This is a genomic window from Vreelandella sp. L-15, from assembly GCF_056857635.1.
Genome location: NZ_JBSXNN010000062.1, coordinates 37,966 through 58,114 on the forward strand (window position 1 = coordinate 37,966; position 20,149 = coordinate 58,114).

The 20,149-nt window shown below is 56.4% G+C and carries 22 protein-coding genes; 11 read left to right on the forward strand and 11 right to left on the reverse strand.

Features of this window, described 5'->3' with window-relative positions; translation table 11 throughout:
• The first annotated feature begins 189 nt into the window (after positions 1-189).
• The gene (locus AC13CY_RS09165; protein ID WP_483052479.1) at positions 190-429 is read left to right on the forward strand and encodes a hypothetical protein; all 240 of its coding nucleotides are present in this window, start codon (positions 190-192) and stop codon (positions 427-429) included.
• Between the two features lie 16 nt (positions 430-445).
• On the opposite strand, the gene AC13CY_RS09170 is transcribed toward AC13CY_RS09165, so the two are convergent.
• On the reverse strand, positions 446-1,333 hold the full coding sequence (locus AC13CY_RS09170) for a LysR family transcriptional regulator (protein WP_483052480.1): 888 nt from the start codon (positions 1,331-1,333) through the stop codon (positions 446-448).
• Between the two features lie 130 nt (positions 1,334-1,463).
• On the opposite strand from AC13CY_RS09170, the gene AC13CY_RS09175 reads away from it, so the two are divergent.
• Positions 1,464-3,059, forward strand: a complete 1,596-nt coding sequence (locus AC13CY_RS09175) for an NADH-quinone oxidoreductase subunit L (RefSeq protein WP_232068243.1) — start codon at positions 1,464-1,466, stop codon at positions 3,057-3,059.
• Positions 3,056-5,419: a putative inorganic carbon transporter subunit DabA gene (locus AC13CY_RS09180; protein ID WP_172514474.1), complete on the forward strand. Its 2,364-nt coding sequence runs from the start codon at positions 3,056-3,058 to the stop codon at positions 5,417-5,419. Before AC13CY_RS09175 ends, AC13CY_RS09180 begins: the two co-directional genes overlap by 4 nt.
• Positions 5,420-5,431: 12 nt before the next feature.
• Here AC13CY_RS09180 and AC13CY_RS09185 read toward each other — a convergent pair whose 3' ends face one another.
• Positions 5,432-5,647 (reverse strand): hypothetical protein, encoded by a 216-nt coding sequence (locus tag AC13CY_RS09185; RefSeq protein ID WP_044629133.1) that lies wholly within the window; start codon positions 5,645-5,647, stop codon positions 5,432-5,434.
• 150 nt (positions 5,648-5,797) lie between these two features.
• Between AC13CY_RS09185 and AC13CY_RS09190 the strand changes: the two genes are divergently transcribed.
• From AC13CY_RS09190 to AC13CY_RS09210, 5 genes are all read left to right on the forward strand, one after another.
• On the forward strand, positions 5,798-6,478 hold the full coding sequence (locus tag AC13CY_RS09190; RefSeq protein WP_044629132.1) for a Bax inhibitor-1/YccA family protein: 681 nt from the start codon (positions 5,798-5,800) through the stop codon (positions 6,476-6,478).
• Positions 6,479-6,579: 101 nt separating this feature from the next.
• Positions 6,580-6,969, forward strand: coding sequence for a sulfurtransferase complex subunit TusD (gene tusD / locus AC13CY_RS09195; RefSeq protein ID WP_044629131.1), 390 nt, complete (start codon positions 6,580-6,582; stop codon positions 6,967-6,969).
• A gap of 12 nt (positions 6,970-6,981) precedes the next feature.
• Complete coding sequence (gene tusC / locus AC13CY_RS09200; RefSeq protein ID WP_062361175.1) at positions 6,982-7,347, forward strand: sulfurtransferase complex subunit TusC; 366 nt, start codon at positions 6,982-6,984, stop codon at positions 7,345-7,347.
• 12 nt (positions 7,348-7,359) lie between these two features.
• Positions 7,360-7,650, forward strand: a complete 291-nt coding sequence (tusB, locus tag AC13CY_RS09205; protein ID WP_062361177.1) for a sulfurtransferase complex subunit TusB — start codon at positions 7,360-7,362, stop codon at positions 7,648-7,650.
• A 4-nt stretch (positions 7,651-7,654) separates the two neighbouring features.
• Entirely contained in the window at positions 7,655-8,005 is a 351-nt protein-coding gene (locus AC13CY_RS09210; RefSeq protein WP_044629128.1) for a TusE/DsrC/DsvC family sulfur relay protein, read from the forward strand.
• Between the two features lie 15 nt (positions 8,006-8,020).
• On the opposite strand, the gene AC13CY_RS09215 is transcribed toward AC13CY_RS09210, so the two are convergent.
• Positions 8,021-8,653 carry a helix-turn-helix domain-containing protein gene (locus tag AC13CY_RS09215; RefSeq protein ID WP_044629172.1) on the reverse strand — a complete coding sequence of 211 codons (633 nt, stop codon included), beginning with the start codon at positions 8,651-8,653 and terminating at the stop codon, positions 8,021-8,023.
• Between the two features lie 69 nt (positions 8,654-8,722).
• Entirely contained in the window at positions 8,723-9,664 is a 942-nt protein-coding gene (locus tag AC13CY_RS09220) for a histone deacetylase family protein (RefSeq protein ID WP_074210578.1), read from the reverse strand.
• A 106-nt stretch (positions 9,665-9,770) separates the two neighbouring features.
• On the opposite strand from AC13CY_RS09220, the gene AC13CY_RS09225 reads away from it, so the two are divergent.
• Positions 9,771-12,518, forward strand: coding sequence for a bifunctional acetate--CoA ligase family protein/GNAT family N-acetyltransferase (locus tag AC13CY_RS09225; RefSeq protein WP_172514472.1), 2,748 nt, complete (start codon positions 9,771-9,773; stop codon positions 12,516-12,518).
• Between the two features lie 79 nt (positions 12,519-12,597).
• Here AC13CY_RS09225 and pdxH read toward each other — a convergent pair whose 3' ends face one another.
• Complete coding sequence (gene pdxH / locus AC13CY_RS09230; protein WP_172514471.1) at positions 12,598-13,242, reverse strand: pyridoxamine 5'-phosphate oxidase; 645 nt, start codon at positions 13,240-13,242, stop codon at positions 12,598-12,600.
• Between the two features lie 196 nt (positions 13,243-13,438).
• On the opposite strand from pdxH, the gene AC13CY_RS09235 reads away from it, so the two are divergent.
• The gene (locus AC13CY_RS09235; protein ID WP_474789759.1) at positions 13,439-14,125 is read left to right on the forward strand and encodes a cytochrome b/b6 domain-containing protein; all 687 of its coding nucleotides are present in this window, start codon (positions 13,439-13,441) and stop codon (positions 14,123-14,125) included.
• A gap of 6 nt (positions 14,126-14,131) precedes the next feature.
• On the opposite strand, the gene AC13CY_RS09240 is transcribed toward AC13CY_RS09235, so the two are convergent.
• The 3 genes from AC13CY_RS09240 to AC13CY_RS09250 are packed head-to-tail and all read right to left on the reverse strand — an operon-like array spanning position 14,132 to position 15,685.
• Positions 14,132-14,527, reverse strand: a complete 396-nt coding sequence (locus AC13CY_RS09240; protein WP_483052481.1) for a DUF2069 domain-containing protein — start codon at positions 14,525-14,527, stop codon at positions 14,132-14,134.
• Positions 14,524-15,150 carry an NAD(P)H:quinone oxidoreductase gene (gene wrbA / locus AC13CY_RS09245; RefSeq protein ID WP_253027609.1) on the reverse strand — a complete coding sequence of 209 codons (627 nt, stop codon included), beginning with the start codon at positions 15,148-15,150 and terminating at the stop codon, positions 14,524-14,526. Before wrbA ends, AC13CY_RS09240 begins: the two co-directional genes overlap by 4 nt.
• 58 nt (positions 15,151-15,208) lie before the next feature.
• Positions 15,209-15,685, reverse strand: a complete 477-nt coding sequence (locus tag AC13CY_RS09250) for a gamma-glutamylcyclotransferase family protein (protein ID WP_253027608.1) — start codon at positions 15,683-15,685, stop codon at positions 15,209-15,211.
• A gap of 147 nt (positions 15,686-15,832) precedes the next feature.
• On the opposite strand from AC13CY_RS09250, the gene smrA reads away from it, so the two are divergent.
• Positions 15,833-16,423 (forward strand): DNA endonuclease SmrA, encoded by a 591-nt coding sequence (gene smrA, locus AC13CY_RS09255; protein ID WP_044629121.1) that lies wholly within the window; start codon positions 15,833-15,835, stop codon positions 16,421-16,423.
• A gap of 57 nt (positions 16,424-16,480) precedes the next feature.
• On the opposite strand, the gene AC13CY_RS09260 is transcribed toward smrA, so the two are convergent.
• The 3 genes from AC13CY_RS09260 to AC13CY_RS09270 form a co-directional block, all read right to left on the reverse strand.
• Positions 16,481-17,023 carry a DUF934 domain-containing protein gene (locus AC13CY_RS09260; RefSeq protein WP_044629120.1) on the reverse strand — a complete coding sequence of 181 codons (543 nt, stop codon included), beginning with the start codon at positions 17,021-17,023 and terminating at the stop codon, positions 16,481-16,483.
• A complete protein-coding gene (locus AC13CY_RS09265; RefSeq protein WP_483052482.1) occupies positions 17,010-18,668 on the reverse strand; it encodes a nitrite/sulfite reductase in 1,659 nt (552 codons plus the stop codon). The genes AC13CY_RS09260 and AC13CY_RS09265 overlap by 14 nt, the downstream gene beginning before the upstream one ends.
• Positions 18,669-18,788: 120 nt before the next feature.
• Positions 18,789-20,141 carry an MATE family efflux transporter gene (locus AC13CY_RS09270; protein ID WP_062373771.1) on the reverse strand — a complete coding sequence of 451 codons (1,353 nt, stop codon included), beginning with the start codon at positions 20,139-20,141 and terminating at the stop codon, positions 18,789-18,791.
• Positions 20,142-20,149 lie beyond the last annotated feature (8 nt).

A 20,149-nucleotide genomic window follows, 5' to 3' on the forward strand; every position in this document is an offset into this window, starting at 1 on the left:
TGCTGGGGTAGGGTATTCCGTTATTAGCTTGGGCTGCCTGGCCACCGCTTGAAAGCGGGCAAGCCGGGGAAGGTAAAGCGCCCACCTACCTTAGTGTGTTGCGGGGGCTGAGCGTGTACGAGCGCAGGTGGGCGATGAAGCCTTGCGCCAGCACTGCCGCGCTCAGCTCGCCAGGTTGTTGGCCCTGAGGTGGCTAACCCAACGCGGGATGTGATTAAAGATTGGGCGCAGGAGACGTTCACCGCTACCCACACCGATCAACAGCCCAGCGAGCATCATGGGATAGCACCGCCTGCTCGCGCTTGCGATGGGCCTTGGCAGCTTTGCTTAACTGGCATTGGTAGCGAATGGGGCGAACAGTATGCCGGATATTTAGCCGGTGCCATTGAAGCCGCCGAGCGGGGTGTGGCGGGCTTGTTGGCTAAGTAGAGCGCTTGCCTACGCGCTAATCCAGCAGCGATTCGCCAGAGCGAGTGAGCAGCGCTTTTAGGCTGGGGGATTCAAACCGGCGTTGAATGGTAATGGCGTAGAATTCTTCCCATACGCCGGGCAGCGCGCCGTAATCTTTTAGCGTGCCGTTGTGCAGCTCGTCACGTACTACCACGGGGGGCATAACGGCAATGTGCTGCGTGTCCCGCGCCAGTAGGCGCATCATTGCCATGTCGTCGACTTCGGCGGCAATCTTGGGCGTTAGCCGGTAGTGGCTGCACAGCTGGTCGAAGGCGTGGCGAGTGGCGTTTTCAACCCCAGGCAGAATAAACGCGTGGCCGTTTAAGCCTTTGGGAAAAGCAGGGGGCGGCGAGAGGTGGGGTGCTGCAATTAAACTTACCGGCTGGCGCGCTAACCGTTGGGAGCGCCAGGGGTGTTCACTATCGCCACGCACGGGTTGGTTAGAGAGCACCACGTCTAGCTTGTGGACCGAAAGCCGCCTTAGCAGGTCATCCAGACCACCGCTTTGCAGTATCAAATCTAGGTCGTCTCGGCCCAGCAGCGGCCGTACAAATCCTTCCTGAAAGTTGCGCGATAGCGTGGCCACTGCCCCGACGCGTACCACTTCGCGATGGGCGTGGCCGCCTTCAGCAAACAGCGCGCTCAGCTCTTCGCCTTGGGTGAAGATGATTTCCGCGTAATCAAACGCCATCCTACCCGCTTCGGAAAGGTGCAGCTGCCGCCCTTCGCGAATAAACAGCGCTTGGCCTAGGCGCTCCTCTAACTGACGAATTTGCTGGGAAAGCGACGACTGTGACACGTGCAGCGCTTCGGCCGTGCGGGTCAGGTGGCCTGATTTCGCCACTTGCCAAAAATAGTAAAGGTGATGGTAGTTGAGCTTCATGGCAGAGGGGCCTCAGGCTGCGTGTTGGCTATTTGTTCTGTTTTAAAGAACGATTCTTTAAAAATAAACTATTTTTTATATGGTGGCGAGCTGGGCATAGTTTGTGGCATACGACTGAAGGGGAAAGGCTATGCCACATTTCATCAACATAACGGTGCTATCACTGCTAGCGCTGTGGTTACTGGTCCCGGTTTCGCTGTTAGTGATGGCGGGCGTCAGCGCACGGGCCAGCACGCCCGCATCGCTGAAGCGCGCTTGGCAAATAGGCCGCTGGTTAACGGCAAGCGCGCTGGTCGCGAGCCTAGCGGTGGGCGGGCTGCTGGTGCTGGATGCACTGGGTGTACCCACTGGCCTGCCCGAAGCCGCGCAGCCGCTGGGCTTGTATCCGGATGGTTTGGCCGTGTGGATGGCGCTACTCATCAGCCTGTTAGGCACGGTGCTGCTGCGTTTTGCAGAGAACTACCTAAAGGGCGACCGTGGCGAGCGTCGGTTTTTGCCCTGGTGTTTGGTGGTGCTGGCAAGCGTGATGCTGCTGGTCTTTACCCATCACCTAGTCGTGATGCTGATTGCCTGGGTGGGCGTGAGTGTGGCGCTGCACCACTTATTAACGCTCTACCCTGAGCGTGTGGAAGCCCAACGGGCGGCATGGCAAAAATTTGTGGTTAGCCGTATAGGCGATGCGGCGCTGATTGTAGCGGTAGTGCTTTTATATGCACGTTTCGGTACCTTTCAGCTACCTGAGCTGTTTGCGGCCGCTGCGGCGTCCTCTGGCGGCTGGCAGGTGGAGGCTGCCTCGGTGGCGCTGGCCATCGCGGCGCTGTGCAAATGCGCCCAGGTGCCGATGCATGGCTGGTTGATCAAAGTGATGGAAGCGCCCACGCCGGTCTCCGCGCTGCTGCATGCGGGGGTGATTAACCTGGGGGGCTTTGTGTGGCTGCGTTTGTTCCCGGTGTTTGATGGCCTAATGCTAGGCCACTACCTGCTGATTACGGTGGGCGGTTTTACCGCGCTGGTCGCGGTGATGACAATGCTGACCCAAACCTCCGTGAAGCATGCCTTGGCGTGGTCTACCTGCGCGCAAATGGGCTTTATGCTGTTTGAAATTGGTGTAGGGGCGTACACCTTGGCGCTAGCCCACCTGCTGGCGCACTCGCTTTACAAAGCCCACTCCTTCTTGGCGTCTGGCCGTACCGTGAGGGCCTCGCGCTGTGAGCGCCTGCCGCTTGCACCGCTGCGTCAGCGTCTTTCTCTTGCGCTGCCTGCGGCCGCTGTCGCGGCGATGGTACTGATGCTGTGGCCCTCGCTGGTTAGCCATAATCCGCTGCTGGGTGCACTGCTTAGCTTGGCGGTGGGCAGCACGCTGTTGGGCATGCCGGTGGGCACCGCCAAACCCAAGCGTTTAGCGCTGGTAGGAATGGCGCTTGCCCTGGTGCCGCTGTATGCCTTACTACACAGCGTGTTGGCACCTGCACTGCCCAGCGCCTACACGCCCTTAACACTCACGGCAGGACTTTTAGGAACACTGATGCTGGCAAGCCTAGTGTTGGCCGCTGTAGCCGTCACGCTGTTCCCTCAGGCTGCCTGGGTAGCCCGCTGGCGCGTTCACTTTAGCCAGGGGCTTTACCTGGCACTGCCGTTTCAGCGTGCGGTGGATGCGGTAGCCCCCATTCGTGCCTGGACGGGTCCCTCATCGCTTGCCCCTGGTTTAAAAGGAGAGTGGTCATGAGTCAGCCTATTGCCGTAGACACATCCTCACACCATTCGTCAGTGCCGTCGCCAGAGCAGTATCGCGATGCGCTAAAGCGCGCGACCGATGCCATTGCCCCGGTGTGGCCGCTGGACCAGTGGATTGCGGTCAACCCCTGGTGGGGCCTGAAGCATCAGCCCATTGAGCAGGTGAGCCAAGCGCTCAGCCGCCGGGCCGGGCAGCCGATGACCATGCCTGCCGAGTTTTATCGTAACGCTTGGGAATCGGGCCGGATTACCCCGCAAGACCTACAGCAGGCGCTGCGCCAAGGCGGCTACGCTTATACCGAGCAGAGCCTAGTGAGCTACTTGGCAACACCGCCGAAGCCGGTAACGCCGCTACGCAGCGCCTGGGATTCCCTGGCAGGGCATGACGGGTTTGAACCGCTGGCGGAGAGCTGTGCGAGCTACTTCGATCACCATCAACAGCGCTGGGCAAGCCGTGCTGTGCCTTCGCTTTATCACTTCTGGAAAACGGCGGCACAGCACGATCTGCGCTGGCCTAAAGCGCAGCGCCAGGCGCTACACACTCTGCCAGATGACCCCGCCGCAGCGGTTGCGCAAATAGCCGAGGATTGGGCGCTCACCCCAGAAGCGTTTGAGGCGCTAGCCCACACGCTGCTGCTACGGGTTAACGGTTGGGCTTCCTGGTGCCAAGGCATTGGTTGGCATACTGCCCACCAGCAGGCAGAGGCGGGCATCACCCAGCTGGCTGCCATGGTACTGGCATGGGAGTGGATAGGCGTTGTGCAGCTCACTAGCACCCAACAGAGCGAGTGGTTTGCCCAGTGGCAAACCGCCGGTGCCGCCATTACTTCTCCGCATGAGGCGCTGTGGTGCTGGCAGCACGCCTATGAGTTGGGTTATCAGCGGACGCTAGCCATAACGTTAGCCGCGCCGAGTGCCGAGTTTTCCTCCGCTCCCAAGGTACAGGCTGCGTTCTGTATCGATGTACGCTCTGAGCGGTTCCGTCGCCATTTAGAGCAGGCCACCCCTACCGTTGCCACATTAGGCGTCGCGGGGTTCTTCGCTATGCCGGTGGCCGATGCGGCTACAGGGCCTGGGCGTGCCCAGCCCCGCGTGCCGGGGTTGTTAAAACCGACTTATCGGGTGGGCTCGTTGCAGCCGCAGCAGCGGGGCGTTCAGCGCTATCAAAAAGAGAGCCAGCGCCAAAGCGTGCGCCATGCGAAGTACGCGCCGCTTTCAACCTTTACCCTGGTGGAAACAACCGGCATTGCCTGGGGCTGGAAGCTGATTAAAGACAGCCTGCGTAAACAGGCAACCGTGCCCCAGTGCGAAGCGCCCGCCGGGCTTTTTCACACCTACGACGGCGAGCCAATTGCCCGCCATGAAAAAATAGCGCTGGCGAAAAACCTGCTAACGCTGCTGGGAACCCCCACGGCGTCGCTGCTGGTGCTGGTGGGCCACGACTCCCAAAGCGAAAACAACCCGCATCACGCCGGGCTGACCTGCGGGGCCTGCGGCGGGCAGGGCGGCGGCATGAATGCGCGAGTGGCCGCTGCGCTGCTGAACGACCTAGAAGTACAGCAGGCCGTACAACACGCAGGTATGACGTTGCCCAGCCCTTTTCACGTATTGGCCGCCACCCACTGCACGCTCACCGACCGCGTGCACGTCTATCGGGATGAGCAGATGCCCGAAGCGCTAGAAGACGCGCTGGCCGCATTTGAAAGCGGTGTACACGTGGCGGGTGAGGCTACTCGTCTAGAGCGGGCACCTGACCTGGGGGTGGATGACGCCGACCCTATTGAGCGCCTGAAAACCTTCGCTACGCGCGGTGCCGACTGGTCGCAACCACGGCCTGAGTGGGGGTTGGTAAATAACGCCGCGCTTATTTTAGCGCCACGGGCGCGTACCCAAGGGAAAGCGTTGGAAGGGCGCGCGTTCTTGCACGACTACCACCCAGAGCAAGATCCAGAAGGCAAGGTGTTAGAAGGGCTGATGATGGCACCGATGCTGGTGGCCAGTTGGATCAACCTGCAGTACTACGCGTCTACCGTGGTGCCTGGGCTGTACGGCGCTGGCAATAAGCTGCTGCATTCAGTGGTGGGTGGCCATGTGGGCGTTATTGAAGGTAATTCGCCCCAACTGCGCATTGGCCTGCCGGAGCAGTCGCTGCGCGATGGCGAGAAGCTTCATCACGAGCCGTTGCGCTTAACCGTGGTGATCGACGCGCCCAGAGAACGCATCGAAGCGATTATTGAACGCCAGCCGGTGGTGGCCGATTTAATCAACCACCGCTGGCTGTGGCTCACCCGGATGGGGGATAACGGCCTTGAGCGCTATTCGCCAGAAGGCTGGCAGCCGGTTGCCGTTTGAGGGGCGAGCTACTCAGCGCTGAGGCACGATGAGCACGCTGCCTTTAGCGTCTTCTCCAGCGGAGACCAAATAACCTTCAAAACTCTCGCCATTCAGGCCGTAAGTGATGTCTTTGCCGCTAGGGGTATAGCCATAGACCGTTGTGGAAAGTAATAAGGTGGAAAAGGTAAGGGCAGAAAGTGTAGAAATACCCGTTACTGAGAGGGGAGTGGGGATTTTAAAGCGCATTGTAGTGTCCAAGTCGATGTGGGAGTTAAAGCATGCCGAGAGGAGATGCGTAAAAACGTGCGAATTGCGTGGAAGACAAAGACTTGCGTCTGGAACTAGGTAACGGCATGCTTGTCCGTTGATAGTATGACTACTAGGGAGCATAGATACATGGCTTTTAACGATTCGAATATGGCAAGAACGCAAACACACAGTTCGGTGAGTAGTGCGAGCGCCAATAAGGTGTTACGCAACACATACGCGCTGCTGGCAATGACGCTGCTGTTCTCTGCCGTCACCGCGGGTGCCTCAGTGGCGATGGGCATCCAGCAGATGAATATCTTTGTATTCTTCATCGGTGCTTACGGCTTGATGTTCCTGGTTCACAAAACAGCTAACTCCGCAGTTGGACTGCTGTCGACCTTTGCGTTTACTGGCTTTATGGGCTTTACCCTGGGCCCAATTATTTCTGCGTACCTAACGTTGCCTAATGGCGGTGCGCTGATTATGAATGCGCTGGCTATGACCGGCCTGACGTTTATTGGCCTCTCTGCGGTTGCGTTGACCACGAAGAAAGATTTCAGCTTCCTCAGCAATTTCCTGATGGCAGGTGCCATCGTGTTGATTCTGGCGATGGTTGCAGGCATCTTCTTCAACATTCCTGCGCTGTCGCTGATGGTTTCTGCAGGCTTCGTGCTGTTTGCTTCTGCCGCGATTCTCTATCAAACCAGCGAAATTGTGCACCGCGCTGGCGAGACCAACTACATCCTCGCTACCGTGACGCTGTACGTTTCTATCTACAATCTGTTCGTCAGCCTGCTGTCTATTCTGGGCATCATGAGCAACGATTGATTGGGTAGCAAGAACGCGATCACTTGATCGAAGTGACATCAATGACAGACCCTACTCAGTAGGGTCTGTTTTTTTTCGTTGAATTGGCACGAGATGATGCAATGGAGTACGGCTTATTAGTCATGGGTGCCCCCTACACAAGTGCGGCACCTCATTCGGCACTGCGCTTTGCTAAAGCAGTGATCAGCCGAGGCCATCAAGTGGCGGGCGTATTCTTCTATCAAGAAGGGATTCATAACGCCTCCAGCTTAATGACACCTCCGCAGGATGAACTCAACATGCGCGACGCTTGGATAGCGCTGCATCATGAGCATGGCGTGATGCTGGACGTGTGCATTGCGGCGGCGCTGCGCCGTGGCGTAATGAGTGAAGCTGAGGCAAAACGCCATGGGCAAGCGCACTTTAATCTGGATGCGCCATTTGAGTTAACCGGGTTAGGGCAACTGCTGACGCTTCAGCAGCGCTGTGACCGTTTAATCACATTTGCCTAGAGAGAGCGCCCAATGAGTCATGAACACGAGCGGCTAGTGATTATTCGCCATGCCCCCTATAGCTCCAATGCCTTGAGAGAAGGGCTAGATGTAGCGCTGGTCGCTGCGGCTTTTGGCCAAACGGTTAGTCTATTGTTTCTTGGCCAGGGAGTGCTGGCGCTTCTCAAAGAGCAGGCAGCCGGTGCGCCAGGACAAAAGGCAACGCTACCGACCATTGATATGCTGGAGATGTATGATATCGACCAGCTGCTAGTGCCTCAAAGCGCGCTGGATGCGTTGAACTTGCAAGCAGCCCAACTAGTGGATGGGGCCACGGTGGTGGCCGACGATACCTTACCCGAATTGGTACAGCGTCACTCCTATGTCATGAATTTTTAAGCGGGCAGCAACATGTTACATATTCTGAACAAGCCCCCGCACAGCGAAGCGGCCGCGCAGATGCTCTCTACCGTTGCGGAGGGCGATGGTATTTTACTGATTGAAGATGCCGTACAGGCGTTACTGCATGCTGATTGGCAAGGTTGGGATGCGGCGGCTGATGTGAGCGTGTGTGTGCTAAAAGAGGATGCGGCTTCTCGCGGCTTAAGCGGAGCTGCGCTCAATAGCCAAGCAATCCTGGTGGATATGGAAGGCTTTGTCGAACTGACTGAGCAGCATACTAAGATTCTGTCATGGTACTAAATCAATGAGTGATGAAAATTTATACCGTTATCTTGATGCTAATAAACAAATCAAACTCGACCCTGAGGGGTATTTAGTAAAGCAAGGGGACTGGGACGAGGGGGTTGCCGATTTGTTAGCTAAGGATGAAGAGCTAACACTTACAGAGGAGCACTGGGAGCTCATTCGCGTGGTGCGGGATTTTTATGCCCGCTATGAAATGGCACCAGCGATGCGACCGCTAGTCAAAGCCACCAAGCAAGCATTAGGCGAGGAAAAAGGGCGCTCGGTCTATTTAATGAGCCTATTCCCCGGCAGCCCGCCGAAACGTTTGGCTCGTATTGCTGGGTTGCCGAAGCCGACGAACTGCTTGTAGTAAGCAACCTTAGCGCTAAACCAAATCCCCTCGGGTACACACCGATAGCACGACAGCATCGTCTTGGCTGGTAGAGACTAGGGCGTGGCCCATGTCACTATCGAAGTAGATGCTGTCGCCCTCGGCCAGTACCAGCGGCGCATAGAATTCTGTATAAAGCATGATGTCGCCGTGCAGCACCATCAAAAACTCTTCGCCATCGTGACGCACCCACTGGTGATACTCTTCGAAACTACGCGCCCGTACGATGGTTTTAAACGGAATCATGCGCTTTTGCGCAAGCTGATGGCCCAGCAACTCATGCTCGTAGGTGGGAGTAGGGTGCAACTGCCCTTTTCCTTTCCGCGTGAGATCGCGCCTACCCATGGTGTAGCGTTCGCGTTTGGGTGGCGTAAAGAGCTGGGGCAGGTCGATATTGAGACCACTAATCAGTTTCTGCACCACGCTAAACGTCGGCGACACCTGATCGTTCTCGATTTTGGAGAGCGTGGAGCGAGCAATGCCGGTGCGCTGGCTCACATCTTCCAACGTCCACTGATTGGCAAGGCGAATTTGCTTGAGGCGCTCGCCCAGGCGTAACGGCTCGACAAAAGGTTTGCGCCCTGACGCGATGCGCAGCGCTGCGTGCTCTTCAGAAGTGGCGGTCATAACGGTCACGTAGAATGGAGGCCAACATAGTGGCTGCATAGTACCACAGCTCCCTAACCGCGGGTGCGGCTAGGGAACATTGGTGAAGGGCAGGCCCAAGAGCGCTTTCAGGTGTGCTTCGGCACCGCTAGCCAATGACGTGGGATTGTAGCCACCCTCCAACACAGACACGACTCTGTTATCGGCGTAGAGCGCCGCGATTTCCATAGCCAAGTGTGTTACCCAGTAGAAATCTTCATCCTCTAGGCAGATGTCGCCCATAGGGTCATCTTTATGTGCGTCAAAGCCTGCCGATAGCATCACGAGATCGGGTTTGAACGCGTGCAGTGCGGGCAGCCACTGATGCTCTATCACGCGACGGTACTCCTGACTTGCCGTGCCTACTTCTAACGGCGTGTTCACTACGTTCTGCCATTCGCTGCGCAGGTAACGCCACGGGTAGAAGGGGTACTGAAAGCTAGTGCAAATCAGTACTTCGGGGTCATTTTTAAAAATATCGATAGTGCCGTTACATTGATGCACATCAAAATCGAGAATGGCGATGCGCTTAGCGCCGTATTTGGCCTTTGCGTGAGCGGCTCCCACGGCAATGTTGTTGTAAAAGCAGAAGCCCATCGCATCCGCAGCTTCTGCATGGTGCCCAGGCGGACGAACGGCGCAAAATACGTTATCTGCCTGGCGTTTAAACACCTGATCAACACCACGCACGACTGCACCTGCGGCTACTCGTGCGGCTTTTAGGCTATCTGGGTTCATCATAGTGTCGCTGTCCAGCGTGACAATCCCCTCTTTGGGAAGGCACTTTTCCAGCGCATTTAGGTGGCGAAGGGGGTGTACTCTTGCCAAGGCCACATCGCAGGCTTCTTTCGCATCGGCTTGCATGGTTTGCTGCAATAGCCCAGAGAGTGATAGGCGCGCACGAATTGCCTCCAGCCGCAGTGGGCTTTCAGGGTGTTCTGGCCCCATGTGGTGCAATGCGCAGTCGGGGTGGGTAAGGTAGGCAGTGATCATGCAAGCGCTCCGATAACAATAAAGCTACCTTAATCGCCACGGGGACTTGCGCGACAGTGTCAATAAGTCGTACACAGTAGTCATTCACTCCAGGGGAGGCACATTCGTGAGCACACGTTTTTTGCATCATTTTTTCGAACCTCGTTCGGCGGCCGTGTTCGGTGCCTCTGAAAAGCCTGAGTCCTTGGGTGGTTTGGTTTTGGGCAACCTTCAAGAGGGTGGTTTTAGAGGTAAGCTCTGGGCCGTTAACCTGAGGGGCTACGAGACGGTGTTTGGCGTTGACTGTGTGCGTACGGTTGATGAGCTGCCGGAAGTGCCAGACCTTGCAGTAGTGTGTTCGCCTATTGAGGGCGTCCCCAAACTGATTAAAAAGCTCGGAAAGTTTGGCGTAAAAGCAGCTTTGGTGCTCTCTGGTGGAGCCTACCTTGACCGTGATGAGGACAATAAAGGCTCTATTCGCCAACGCATGCTGCAAGCTGCCCGGGAGTCAGGCATTCGTGTGCTTGGTCCGGAGTGTATGGGGCTGATTGTGCCCGGCAAAAAGCTCAATGCCTCCTACGCCAGCCAGCCGGTTAAAGCCGGCAGGGTCGCCTACCTAGGCCAGTCAGGGATGCTGGCCAACGCGATGATCGACTGGGCAGCGGGTCGCGATGTTGGCTTCTCCCATTTGATTACCGTAGGGGACAGCGTTGATGTCCTGCTGCCTGATTTGATCGACTATGTGAACCAGTTTTCCCCTGCTCAGGCCATCTTATTGCACCTGGAGCGGGTAACGGATGCCCAGCACTTTATGACCTCCGTACGGGATGCTTCCCGTAACCGTTTGGTGGTGGCGATCAAAAGCGGCCGCACGCCGCAGTCGGATATTTCCAGCATGCCCCCTACACCGGGAATCGCCAATCGCGACGTGGTGTTCGATGCTGCTTTCGCCCGTGCGGGCGTGGTTCGGGTAAACGACTCTGACGAAATGCTTGATGCGCTTGAAACGCTATCACGCATGAAGCCACTACACGGCGACCGTTTGGCGATTGTTTCCAACGGGCTTGGGCCTGCCATGCTGGCCATCGATAAGCTGATTAGCGCGGGTGGCAAGCTCGCTGAGTTCAGCCCAGACACCCAGGCGGCGCTGCATAAAAGCCAAGTGGATATGAGTAAGCCGGGTGAAAACCCTGTGGACTTAGGCGGTAACGCGACGCCAGAGCGCTTTGTGGAGGCGCTGCAAATCGTCACCGCTGACCCTAATGTGGATGCCGTGCTGGTAGTGCATGCCCCCACGAGGTTAGCGCCTTCCCAGGTCACCGCCCAAGCGCTGATCGATCACCGTAAAACCTTTAAGCGTAATTTACTCACTAGCTGGATGGGCTTGAAAGAAGCGCTAAATGCTCGCCATGTCTGCAACCTGGCAGGGATTCCTACCTATACCTCGCCTGAAAAGGCAGTGAAGGCGTTTATGCACATGGTGGATTACCAGCGTGTGCAGGCGCTGCTGCATGAAATTCCCCCCAGCCTGCCGTTTTCTACCAGCCCGGAAATACGTGCAGAATGCCGGGCACTGATCAAGCAAGCAAAAGAGCAGGGCAGGCAGACACTCACCCACTCTGAAACCGCACAAGTGTTGGAGGCTTACGGCATTCCTACCGCCACCAGCGCCTATGTGCACTCGCCAGAAGAGGCTTTGGTGGTCGCCGAGCGCTTTCCGGGACCCAAGGCGCTGAAAGTGGTTCATGAGGGTAACTGCCGGCCTTATCGCTATCGCAAGCACCCGCATAAAATTTCCGCTGGGCTGCTGCAAGACTTGGAAACGCCGGAGCAAGTCGCTGAGGGCGTGCGGCGGTTAGGCGATAAAGTACAAGAGAAATTTCCCGAACACGCCATTCGTGAGTACTGCTTACAGCCCATGCAGCGTGGCAAACACTCTATGCAAATTTGTGCAGGCATCACGCGAGACCCCGTGTTTGGGCCGCTGATCGTCTTCGGTATTGGCGGTTACAAGGTTAACGTACTTGCCGACCGCCAAGTGGCGCTGCCGCCGCTCAATATGAGCCTCGCCTCAGATGTAGTGGGCCGCACTCATGCGGCGTCATTGATTCGTGAGCACTCTGCCGACCCCGAGCGAGATATTCAGCACCTTTGCCAACTGCTGGTTAAGCTGTCACAAATGGCCTCTGACCTGACGGATCTGCGTGGTTTGGAGCTCAACCCGCTGCTGCTAAACCGTGACGGCATGCTGGCAGTCGATTTTGCGATGGATTTGGGGCACCCCGCACGCTTTGCGATCATGCCTTACCCGGAAGAGCTCAGGGAGTGGGTCACACTCAATAACGGCTGGCAGGTGGAGGTGCGGCCTATTCGCGCCGAGGATGCTCCGCTCATTACTACCTTCCACCGCCAGCTATCGGAAGAGAGCATTCGTTTTCGCTACTTCCACAACAAGTCGAACCTTACCCAGCGGGACCTCTCCATCCTGTCGCATATCAACTATGACCGGCAAATGGCATTTATTGCCGAGCATCAGCACGATGATGGCAGTAAGGAGATGCTGGGAGTGGTGAGGGTTTGGAATGACCCAGACAATATCCGCACTGAGTTCTCTATTATCATTCGGGATGATCTTCAGGGGCTGGGCATTGGCAGCCTGCTGATGAAGAAGATGATCGACTACTGCACCAGCATCGGCACGCTCGAAATGATCGGCAAGATCATGGTGGATAACCACCCGATGCGGGCACTGATGAAGCACCTTGGTTTCCGCTGTCGGTACAACATGGAAGAGCAGGTGATTGATGCAGTGTTACGGCTAAACGAACCCGACAGCGAGTGGCAGCGGCACCGCTTGGAGAGCCAGCCGGATTAAGCCTAAGCCACGCTCAAACAAATGGCCTGCCGGTATTTACCGGCAGGCCATTTGTTGAATGACATGTCGCGCTAGATGATTAGGGGGCTAAACGGAACCGGCTCCACTCACCGCCATCACGGCGCTCATAGCGCAGGCGGTCGTGCAAACGGCTGGGTTGCCCTTGCCAAAACTCGATCATTTCAGGATTTACTCGGTAGCCGCCCCAATGGATCGGACGCGGAATATCCTGGCCTTCGTAAGCCTGTTCAAAGCGCTTTTGACGCTCCTCAATCCAGTTACGATCTGGAATGACCACGCTTTGGGTCGCGATCCAAGCCCCTAACTGGCTGCCGCGCGGGCGGCTGGCAAAATACTCATCCGACTCTTCTGCAGACACTTGCTCCACCGGACCTTCGATGCGTACTTGGCGTGATAAGGAGGGCCACCAGAACGTCAAAGCAGCATAAGGCACGTTGTTTAATTCGCTGCCCTTATGGCTATGGTAGTTGGTGAAAAACATCATTCCTCGCTCGTCGAATCCTTTCAGCAGCACCACTCGAGCATGCGGGCGACCTTGGCTATCCACCGTGGCAAGCGTCATCGCATTACCATCTTTGCCCTCGTTTTCTAACGCTAAGCTGAACCACTCATCAAACATGACAAACGGGTTATCTGGGGTTTGCGCTTCTTCTAAACGCCCACCCTCATAGTCACGCCTGACGTCGGCAATCTTTCGTGTCATCGGTGAAGCTCCCTTGCAGTGATAAGTTGCATTATTGTCATGTTCGCTGGTCTACCGATAAAGCTCAAGTGTTGTTCGGTTTGTGGTTGCAAACGATAAGAGCAGTAGCAAAGCGTTAGCAGGCGCGCTGAATCGTTCTATGAGAAAACAGCAATAAATGAGAAACTCTACCAGTATGACGTTAGAGGATAGCTTGATGCAGAGTCGCACGACACGCATAGCCGTATGGGATAAGTTAATTCGTTTGTTTCACTGGTCCCTGTTGGCGGCGGTGGTGATTTCGTTTTACACCACCAAAACCACGGGGCAACCGTTTTTATTTCCTATCGAAGTGCATGCTCAGTCAGGCTACATCATTATTGGCCTGTTGGTATTTCGTTTTATTTGGGGGTTGGTAGGCTCGCCCTACGCTCGGTTTAGCACTTTTTTATACGGCCCGAAGAAAGCGGCCGGGTACGCCAAAGCGCTGATAACACGGCGCGCACCGCACTATGCAAGCCATAACCCGGTAGGCGGATGGATGGTGGTGCTATTACTAGTGTCACTGGGTTTTCAAGCGCTTAGCGGGCTATTTCTGAGCGATGATATTTTCTTTCAGGCACCGCTGTATGGGCTTTTGGGCCCATCAGTAGGTGACGTGCTAGCCCGGCTGCATTCGTTGAATAGCGACCTGTTGCTGATATTGATTGGTTTGCATCTGGTGGGTTTGGTTTGGCATACCCTGCAGGGCGAGCGCTTAGTACCCGCTATGCTGACGGGTATGAAGCGCTTTTCAAACGCGCCAGCGGATGAAAAGCCTGCCGCTTACCGTGCACAAAGGCGCTATGCGATTGGCGCGTTGCTGGTAGCAGCAGGCGTGAGTGGCTGGCTCTGGTTTTATTAGCAGTGGCTAGCCGTTAAGGCGCTGCCGGCGGCTACGAAAGCGCGCATAGCCCATGCAGCCGGTAAATAGCGCCAGGGCTACTAAGGCCTCCAGAACGCCGCGCATGCCTTGCCCCGGCAGCGTGGCTAACATAACGCCTTGGGTGAAGTAGAGCAGGCTGACGAACGCAAGCCAAGCGTGCCCACGAGCTCTCTGGCCAATAATAGACGGCAAGAACAGCACCAGTGGAAGCACAAACGCCACGACTGGCCGCCAGTTAAACGTATCGCCCTGTACAAAGAAGCCACGATAAATCACCAGTAGCAGTAGCAGCACAAAGCTGATGATTACTAACTGTCGTGCTTGTCGAGTTAATTTATCGAGCCCGTGTTTCTCCTCAAGCCCCTCTAACCACTGCCTCATGGTGTTTCCTCCAGGCGCATCTTGTGCATTGCCAGCGCTAGTTTCGCGAGCCGTTTACCTTGTGCCTTGCACAGAGCCCGTTCGTGCTCGTCTACCGGACGATCACTGCGCGCCCCTGACACATGGCTAGCCCCGTAAGGCGTGCCGCCGTGCTGAGTGTTCAGCAGCTCGGTTTCACTGTAGGGAATGCCCGCATACACCATGCCGTGATGGAGTAGCGGTACCAGCATCGTCAATAGCGTGCTTTCTTGGCCGCCATGCAAGCTGGACGTGGAGGTGAAGGCGCTGGCGGGTTTATCAATTAACGCACCGTTCATCCAGAGGCTACTGGTGGTGTCGAGAAAATACTTTAACGGTGCTGCCATATTGCCAAACCGCGTCGGACTACCTAACGCTAGCGCGCTGCAGTGGCGCAAGTCATCCAGGCCTGCATAAACAGCCCCCTCCTCTGGGATCTCTGGATCCACCGCTTCACAGGTTGGCGACACTGCTGGCACGGTGCGCAAGCGCGCCTCAATACCAGGGATGCTTTCAACGCCCGCAGCTAGTTGGCGTGCCATGTCTGCAGTGGCTCCTGAACGGGAGTAATACAGAATTAATACGTACGGCGTGGCTTCACTCATGGCGTGTCCTAAACAGTAGGGGTGGCGACCGTCGGTGGGACTCTACGGCCACAAAAAACTAGTCGTATGTTACCAGAGCTATCTGGTGGGCAGGAGGGTGGATGTCGAGCTCACTTACCATGGGGAGTCGCACGTATACCCAGGCAGTACTACCATCCGCGAGTGTCTGTTCAACGCGTTCATAGCGAATGCCCAGCCGCTCGTAGCGGTCCAACCGCTGCAAGGCCTCGGGCGAAACGGTCAGCAGTAAGCCATCGACATGACTGTCTGCGTTGCGGGAAAGATCCAGCCCTTGGCGTTCAAATCCGTCTAGGCGGGCAGGCTTAGGCGAGCCTGAGGTGCCCATCACCACCCATCGAATGGGCAAGTAACGTAGCGTGCCATAAACAAAGACCTGGTGCGTGCGCTGTTCGATGTCCGGCAGCTCTTCCGGGCGTTCGTAGAACCATGGGCTAAGCATGGTCAACCATAGCCAAGTGGCCACTCCCATTAGGCAGAGTAGCGAGACTACCACTAACCGCTTTAACCAAATCATGCTGATGTCCTAGGCAACGAATGGCTATCTAGGGTGAAGAACTGACCGCCGTAAGACAAGTCTTAAGCAGTGTCGGTGATTTTGCTACGATAAGCATCGTCGCTTAGGCATCAGACTAAGCATCGGACCCTATCGGAGGAGCCTGTTATGAGCCAGTCACTTCGTGATGAGATGGATTTCCGCGCACTCGTTGGCGATGTGAAGCCACTTCCCCAGCGTAACCGTGCAGACACAGGCCCCCAACGTCAACGGCCCTCAGAAGCCCAGCTGGCCAGACGTGAAAGCGCTGCAGAGCGCTTAGATGAGCGTAATTTTTTATCCGACGACTTTGTTGATCTGCTGCCCCCGTTTGATCCTATTGAGTTTCGCCGAGAGGGCATTCAACAAGGGGTCGTCGATAAATTAAAGCACGGTGGCTACAGTGTGCAGGCGCAACTGCACATGCTACGGCGCCCGCTGGCAGAGTGCCGGCGAATGCTGTTTCCCTTCATCCAAGAGGCCTATGCGCACGACCTGCGCTCGGTATTAATCGTTCACGGCCGTGGGCGGGAGCTGGATAGCCCGGCCAACGTACTGCGCTCTTATATTGCCAAGTGGCTCACTCAGTTTGATGAGGTGCAAGCCTATGTATCGGCTCAGCCCTCCGAAGGGGGATTAGGCGCAACCTGGGTGATGCTGCGTAAAAGTGATCGCGCCAAAGCCAATAATCGCGAGCGCCAGCAGAAACGGCGTGGTTAAACCAAAAACGCCGACAAGGGCTGGCCCCTGTCGGCGTTTGTAGTGCAGTAGAGCGGTTTAATGGCTAGCCGTTAAACGCTTTTCAAATAGCGCTTGGCGCTCTTCAACGTCGGTTTGGTAACGTACGCTAAAGGCGTTCAGAGCGCGAAGGGCATCCTCTGGATGCTGGTCATCACGCAGTGCCATGGCGGAGAAACCACAGCGGCGCATGTAATCCAACTGATCCACCAGCACATCGCCAACCGCACGAATTTCGCCTGTATAGCCATAACGCTCGCGCAGCAGGCGAGCGATGGTGTAGCCGCGACCATCGGTGAATGCCGGAAAGTCTACGGCAATGGCAGAAGCGCCTTTCAACGTGCTGCCAAGCTCGGTAGTGAGTTCAGTGTCACTCGTGAGCAGAGGGGCGAGTTCGTTGTCGTCCTGGTTCGCCTGCCATAACGCCAATGGAACAAACGCAGGGCGCTGCTCGGGTAGCGCCTCGGCATCGTATGAGACACACCAGGCATTTTCAGCGGCCAGCTCACCGTTTTCAATTAAATGATCTACATGAACCGGGGTTTGTTCAACCACTTCGGTTTGGGTGTCATTGCTGGGCATAAACACGCTCCTTAAAGGGTTTTAGGCCAATGCGGCGATAAGTATCCAAGAAACGCTCATCTTCGTGACGCTCGGCCACGTAGACTTCCAGCACTTTCTCAACCACGCCCGGCACGTCTTCACGGAAGAAAGAGGGGCCCAAGATTTTACCCAGTGAGGCATCATCGGTGGAGTTACCGCCAATCGAGATTTGGTAGTACTCTTCGCCTTTCTTATCGACCCCCAAAATACCAATGTGGCCGACGTGGTGGTGACCACAGGCGTTCATGCAGCCTGAAATGTTCAGGTCCAGCGGGCCAAGGTCGTAAAGGAAGTCTAAGTCTTCAAACCGCTCTTGAAGCGCCTGGGCAATTGGAATAGAGACCGCATTGGCAAGGGCGCAGTAGTCGCCACCGGGGCAGCAGATAATGTCGTTCAGCGTGCCAACCGTGGGGTTGGCCATGCCGAGCGCGTCCAGCTCTTTCCACAGCGCTTCTAGCTCGTCAACCGGCACATCTGATAGCACCAAGTTCTGCTCGTGAGTAACACGCACTTCACCAAAGCTGTAGCGGTCAGCCAAATCAGCAACGGCTTCCATCTGGTCAGCGGTGACATCCCCCGGTGCGTGCTCACGGCGCTTCAGCGACAGCGTGACGGCTTTGTAGCCCGGCACTTTGTGGTCGGTCACGTTATTGGTCACAAAGCGCGCAAAGCTGCGGTTTTCACTGCGTAGCTTGTCGAAATCTTCCGTGGCGCCCGCTGCTACCGGGCGACGCTCGGGTTCAGGGAAGTGCACCTTGGCTGCCTCGACCGCTGCTTGGTTAAGGGTCTGCGGGCCATCTTTCAGGTAGGCCCACTCTTCATCAACCCGGCGGCGGAATTCTTCAATGCCTAGCGCTTTCACCAATATCTTAATGCGCGCCTTGAACTTGTTGTCCCGGCGGCCGAACTGGTTGTAAACCCGTACGCAGGCTTCAAGATACGTCAGCAGGTGCTGCCAGGGCAGGTCTTCGCGCACCACATCGCCAATCATGGGCGTGCGGCCCAGACCACCACCGGCCAGCACTTTAATGCGCAGCTCGCCGTCATCGTTGCGCCACAGGCGCAGGCCAATATCGTGCACTTGAATAGCCGCGCGATCTTGGGCAGCACCGCTCACGGCAATTTTGAATTTGCGTGGCAGATAGGCGAATTCCGGATGCAGGGTAGACCACTGACGAATAAGCTCGCACCAGGGGCGTGGGTCTTCCACTTCATCGTTGGCAATACCAGCAAACTGGTCGCTAGTGGTGTTACGAATACAGTTGCCGCTGGTTTGAATAGCGTGCATCTGTACTTTGGCCAGCTCAGCTAAGATATCTGGCACGTCTTCCAGCGCAGGCCAGTTGAGCTGCAGGTTTTGGCGCGTCGTAAAATGACCGTAGCCGCGGTCGTAGCGGCGGGTGATATCGGCCAGTGCACGCAGTTGGGCGCCTGCTAGCATCCCGTAAGGGATGGCAATGCGCAGCATGGGCGCGTGCTTTTGAATATACAGGCCGTTTTGCAGCCGTAGCGGGCGAAACTCTTCTTCTCCCAAACGTCCAGCTTGGTAGCGTTCCATCTGATCGCGGAACTGAGCTACGCGCTCCTCAACCAGCGTTTGGTCGTGAATATCATAACGGTACATGGGGCACGATCCTGCTAAAAGCGAAATGGTCACGTCGAGACGGACGGTAATGTGCCGTCACCTTAACGCGGGCGTCATATTCTACAAAAGAATATATAATTATCTTTTTATCGTTAAATGCTATTTAGAAGCATCAATCTTAAAGCCGTGGGCTAGCCAGCGGCGTCGCTGCCATACCCACAAAAAGCTGCTGGAGTTGAGAAGCCGGTAAAAGAGCTGCGACAACCATACACCGACAAGGCCATAGCCAAGCCAAATGCCCACCCACCAGGCCAGCGGCAAAAAGAGTAGCCACTGCATGCCCAGCGTCAGCAGCATGACGGTACGCTGCGCACCTGCGCCCATCAATGCCTGCGCCAGCACCAGCGCGGCAGCATCAAGCACAATCATCAAGCCGGTGATTTGCAGCGGCAGTCTCCCCAACTGCACCAGCGACTCATCGGTAAAGAAGATGCTTAAAATGGGCTCGGGCATAACAAGCATGGGTAACGCTAAAACAGTCAGCAGCATACCGGCAACACTTAACGCGTCAATGCCCCAGCGGTGGGCGGCCTGTTGATCGTCGCGGCCTAGGGCCTCGCCTACAAGGCTCATGGCGGCCACGCCAACGCCGACTCCCGGCAAAATCAGTAAGAGAGATAAATTCACCAGCACATGGCCCACGGCCACGCTGGATGTACCTAACTGGCCCAGCAGCCAAAACAGCACCACGTAGCCTGCGGCAAACCATAGCTGCTGTAGCGAGTGGGGAAGCGCGAGCTTCAGAGCAACCTTCACGCCATGCCATGGAGGCAAGAGGCGAGTTAGCGGAGGGCATTGTCGCCACGTAATGACAGCCCAGATGAATAACCCGAGCAGAAGCGACAGAGTGGTGCCGATAGCGGCGCCGTTCACGCCTAATGCTGGTAACCATCCAACACCGTAAATCAGCGCCGCGCTGAGGGCGACGTTCACAACATGCACGAACACGATAATACGCAGATAAAGGTGCGTCTGCTGCAATCCATTCCAGTAGCCGCGCAGGCAAAGAGTCAGCGCAATCACCGTGAGCGCTACAACGCGCCAGCGGAAGTACTCAAGGGCAATCTGCGTTACCTCCTTCGAGGGCGCGATCAGTTGGATGAGGGCTGGTGCTTGCCACCAAGCAAGGCATGAGAGCGGCAGGCCAATGGCTAAGCTAATCATTAATCCAGCTCGAAGCGGCTGGGTAGTGAATGGCTGGTCAGTGCAAGCTTTTTCAACACCTGAAGCATGGGCGGTTTGCGACTGCACGCTGGAGGAGAGCCCAAAGACCAGTGCCGTCATCATAAACATGGCATAACCGCCGATGCCTACGCCCGCCAGAGCCTCTTGGCCTAGATGGCCGATCAGCGCAGCATCAATCAGGTTGAGCACGCTCTGGGAGAGCATGCCCAACATAATAGGGAAGGCCAAACGCATGACCTTTCCCTGGCGATGAACCACTGGCGACATTCGTTAGA